This is a genomic window from Amycolatopsis sp. NPDC054798 (genome assembly GCF_053611505.1).
Genome location: NZ_JBSHAM010000206.1, coordinates 1 through 3,531 on the forward strand (window position 1 = coordinate 1; position 3,531 = coordinate 3,531).

Genomic DNA, 3,531 nt, shown 5'->3' on the forward strand with positions numbered 1-3,531 from the left:
GATCCGGGGCGGCCATCGTCGTTGAAACGAACCTCAGATGAGGCCCAGCTTGCGGACCGCGTCGCGCTCCTCGGCCAGTTCGGCCACGGAGGCGTCGATGCGCGGGCGGGAGAACTCGTCGATCTCCAGGCCCTGGACGATCTCGTACTTGCCGTCCTTCGCGGTGACCGGGAAGGAGGAGATGAGGCCCTCCGGGACGCCGTAGGAGCCGTCGGAGACGACGCCGGCCGAGGTCCAGTCGCCCTCCGGGGTGCCGTTGACCCAGGTGTAGACGTGGTCGATCGCGGCCGACGCAGCGGAGGCGGCCGAGGAGAGGCCGCGGGCCTCGATGATCGCGGCGCCGCGCTTGGCGACGGTCGGGATGAAGGTGTCGGCGAGCCACGCCTGGTCGTTGATGGTCTCGGCGACGTTCTTGCCGTTGACCTCGGCGTGCTGCACCGACGGGTACTGGGTGGCCGAGTGGTTGCCCCAGATCGCGACCTTCTTCAGGTCGGTCACGGCCACGCCGAGCTTCTTGGCCAGCTGGGCCAGCGCGCGGTTGTGGTCGAGGCGGGTCATCGCGGTGAAGCGCTCGGCGGGCACGTCGGGGGCGTGCGACTGGGCGATCAGTGCGTTGGTGTTGGCCGGGTTGCCGACCACCAGCACCTTGATGTCGTCGGCCGCGCCGGCGTTGATCGCCTCGCCCTGGGGCTTGAAGATGCCGCCGTTGGCCTCGAGCAGGTCGCCGCGCTCCATGCCCTTGCTGCGCGGGCGGGCTCCGACCAGCAGGCCGATGTTCGCGCCGGAGAAGGCCTGCTTCGGGTCGTCGAAGATGTCGATGCCGGCCAGCAGCGGGAACGCGCCGTCGTCCAGCTCCATCGCGGTGCCCTCAGCCGCCTTGACCGCCTGGGGGATCTCCAGGAGCCGCAGCTTCACCGGGGTGTCGGCGCCGAGCAGCTGACCGGACGCGATGCGGAACAGCAGCGCGTAGCCGATCTGGCCGGCCGCACCGGTGACGGTGACGTTGACAGGGGCTTGGGTCATTGCGCTTCTCCAGCTTGAGACGACTTTGGCTAGTACCGAGGATGCTAGCCCTACCGGCGGGCGTCGTCCGGGTGCGTCCAGTCACGGTAGCCAGGATCACGTTCGCGGGCCGCGCGCCGGGCGCTCCTGGGGTGCGGGCAGCGGGCTCAGTGCGGTTCGCCGGGGCGGCGACCAGCCTTAAGTCGCGCGCCGAAGGGCGTAACTTGAGATCACGATCTCGTTGCGAGCCCGCGCGGGCTCGGGGTGTCCGGAGCCGTCGAGCTTCGTGCCGGGCGGCGGTGCCGCGGAGATCCGGCGAATCGTTCCGGTAAGTGCGGGTCGGCGCGGCCGTCGGCGGGGTGCGCGAAGTGTCCCGATTGCCCCGGTTTTCGGGGTTATTTTCGGCGGATTATCCGGACCAGGCGGGTCGGGTGGTTCTGAGTGGTGGATTTTTGAATCATTTTTGTTGATTCATCAATTGTCCATTTTAGCTTTTGTCAACGCCCTGTCAACACGTTGCTGTGCGCAGCTAACTAAATACGTTGCTCCATTCAGTGGGACGCGGAGAGTAGCTCTCGCGCTACCCTGTCGAAACCCCCACCCACACCGGAAGTAATGGGAAGGAACCCATGCTTACCACGATGGCCGCTGCTCTTTTGGCGCTTTCTTCGACGATTACGCCGCATTCCTGGCCGCAGAATCCCCCGCCGGACAAAATTATCATCGACGTCGCGACCGTGAACGGGACCGGCTGCCCGCCGGATTCGGCGGCAGTGTCGGTGTCCGCGGACAACACCGCTTTCACTGTCACTTACAGCCAGTACACCGCTCAGGTCGGCGTCGGCTCGCAGCCGACGGACTTCCGCAAGAACTGCCAGATCGGCCTGCGCGTGCACGTCCCGCAGGGGTTCACCTACGGAATCGCCTCGGCGGACTACCGCGGATTCGGCCATCTGGAAAAGGGCGCGTATGGCGTTGAACGCGCGAACTACTATTTCCAGGGAAACTCGCCGACGGCGTTCGTGACGCATCGGCTCGACGGGTTCTACGACAATGACTGGCAGTTCTCGGATTCGACGGATGTCGACGCGATCATCTACGAGCCGTGCGGCCAGGAGCGCAACCTGAACATCAATACGGAATTGCGGGCGTATGCCGGCACTTCCGATCCGCAGAAGACGACGAGTTTCCTGACGATGGACTCGACGGACGGCAGTGTCCAGACGATTTACCACTTCTCCTGGAAGGTCTGCCCGTAAACAGTTGACCGGCCGGACCCGGGTGCGCCGCCTGCGGTGCTCACGGGTCCGGCTGCGTCACGTTGTCCGCGAGGCGGGTCAGCAGGGCGGCCAGGGTCGCGATCTCGTCGTCGGTGAAGCCGCGGCGCATTCGCTTGTCGTGCGCGATGGCGGCGTCGGCGAGGCGGTGGAAGGTCCGTTCGCCGTATTCGGTCAGCTCGACCTGGTGCACGCGCCGGTTTTCCGGGTCGCGGGTGCGGGTGAGCAGGCCCGCGGTTTCCATGCCGTTGAGGTGGTGGGTGAGTGTCGCGCCCTGGATGCCGACGGCGTCGGCGAGTTCGCGCTGGCTCGCGTGCCGGCGGGTTTTGAGCGCGATGAGGATTTGCCACACCGGTTGCGATCCGCCGACCTCGGCCAGCGCGCGGTCGAACGCCTGGCCGGCGGTCTTGGCGGTGCGGGCGAGGAGGACGCCGAGCGGCGGCGTGGCGGGTCGGGGCACGGGGAGACGGTATCGCAGGTTCGTCGAAATCTAATCGTTTGACGTCGAACGATTAGGTATCTAACGTTTGTGATGTCTTACTGATTGGCACTGGAGGGCATCATGGACGCCGCAGAGATCTCTGAACTGGGGAAACGCTGGGCCGCGGCCGAGGTCGCGGGCGATACGGACACGCTGGGCGGCCTGGTCGCCGACGGATTCCGGCTCGTCGGACCGCTCGGGTTCGTGCTCGACCGGGAGCAGTGGCTGGACCGCTACCGGTCCGGCGCGCTGGCGACGCTGCGCCTCGACTGGCGCGAGGTCGAGGCCCGCGCGCACGGCGACACGGCGATCGCGATCGGCGTGCACGACCAGGAAGCGACCCATCAGGGCAACCGCGTCGACGGGACGTTCCGGGCGACGCACGTGCTTGTCCGCGGCGAGGACGGCTGGCGGATCGCGGGCATGCACCTGAGCCCGATGGGCGCGCCGCCGTCGTTCTCGCGCTGATCGCTGGGGTGAATCAATGCGCCGCCCGCCTTCGCCCGCTGATCCGGCGGTGCCAAAGCGCCCCAATGCCGCATTGGGTGCGTCAGATGCACCCAATGCGGCATTGGGGCCGTCCGGTCGCGGGCGGCTGGGCTCGGGTCAGGGGGAGTGCCGCAGGTGCACTGTGTAGTCGGCCGTCGAGATCGAGGTCCGTGAGGGGACCCCTGAGGGAATCTGATTCCCTCAGGGGTAGCCACACAGAAGTTTATATAAACGCAAACACTTAAAATTTGGAGGCGCACCCACCCACCCCGCGCAGAAAAA

4 protein-coding genes are annotated in these 3,531 nt (G+C 66.7%); 2 read left to right on the forward strand and 2 right to left on the reverse strand.

Going from position 1 to position 3,531, the window contains the following annotated elements; all coding sequences use genetic code 11:
- Nucleotides 1-33 precede the first annotated feature (33 nt).
- The gene (locus ACWGIC_RS44740; protein WP_452082032.1) at nucleotides 34-1,023 is read right to left on the reverse strand and encodes a malate dehydrogenase; all 990 of its coding nucleotides are present in this window, start codon (nucleotides 1,021-1,023) and stop codon (nucleotides 34-36) included.
- 608 nt (nucleotides 1,024-1,631) lie between these two features.
- Here ACWGIC_RS44740 and ACWGIC_RS44745 point away from each other — a divergent pair.
- Nucleotides 1,632-2,261 carry a DUF4360 domain-containing protein gene (locus ACWGIC_RS44745; RefSeq protein WP_452082033.1) on the forward strand — a complete coding sequence of 210 codons (630 nt, stop codon included), beginning with the start codon at nucleotides 1,632-1,634 and terminating at the stop codon, nucleotides 2,259-2,261.
- 40 nt (nucleotides 2,262-2,301) lie between these two features.
- Here the strand turns inward: ACWGIC_RS44745 and ACWGIC_RS44750 are convergent, their stop codons facing one another.
- A complete protein-coding gene (locus tag ACWGIC_RS44750; RefSeq protein ID WP_452082034.1) occupies nucleotides 2,302-2,739 on the reverse strand; it encodes a MarR family winged helix-turn-helix transcriptional regulator in 438 nt (145 codons plus the stop codon).
- A 102-nt stretch (nucleotides 2,740-2,841) separates the two neighbouring features.
- On the opposite strand from ACWGIC_RS44750, the gene ACWGIC_RS44755 reads away from it, so the two are divergent.
- Nucleotides 2,842-3,228, forward strand: coding sequence for a nuclear transport factor 2 family protein (locus ACWGIC_RS44755; protein ID WP_452082035.1), 387 nt, complete (start codon nucleotides 2,842-2,844; stop codon nucleotides 3,226-3,228).
- Nucleotides 3,229-3,531 lie beyond the last annotated feature (303 nt).

Coding starts and splice junctions, on each gene's coding strand:
- ACWGIC_RS44745 (WP_452082033.1), top strand. CDS start 1,632: ATGCTTACCACGATGGCCGCTGCTCTTTTGGCGCTTTCTTCGACGATT.
- ACWGIC_RS44755 (WP_452082035.1), top strand. CDS start 2,842: ATGGACGCCGCAGAGATCTCTGAACTGGGGAAACGCTGGGCCGCGGCC.
- ACWGIC_RS44740 (WP_452082032.1), bottom strand. CDS start 1,023: ATGACCCAAGCCCCTGTCAACGTCACCGTCACCGGTGCGGCCGGCCAG.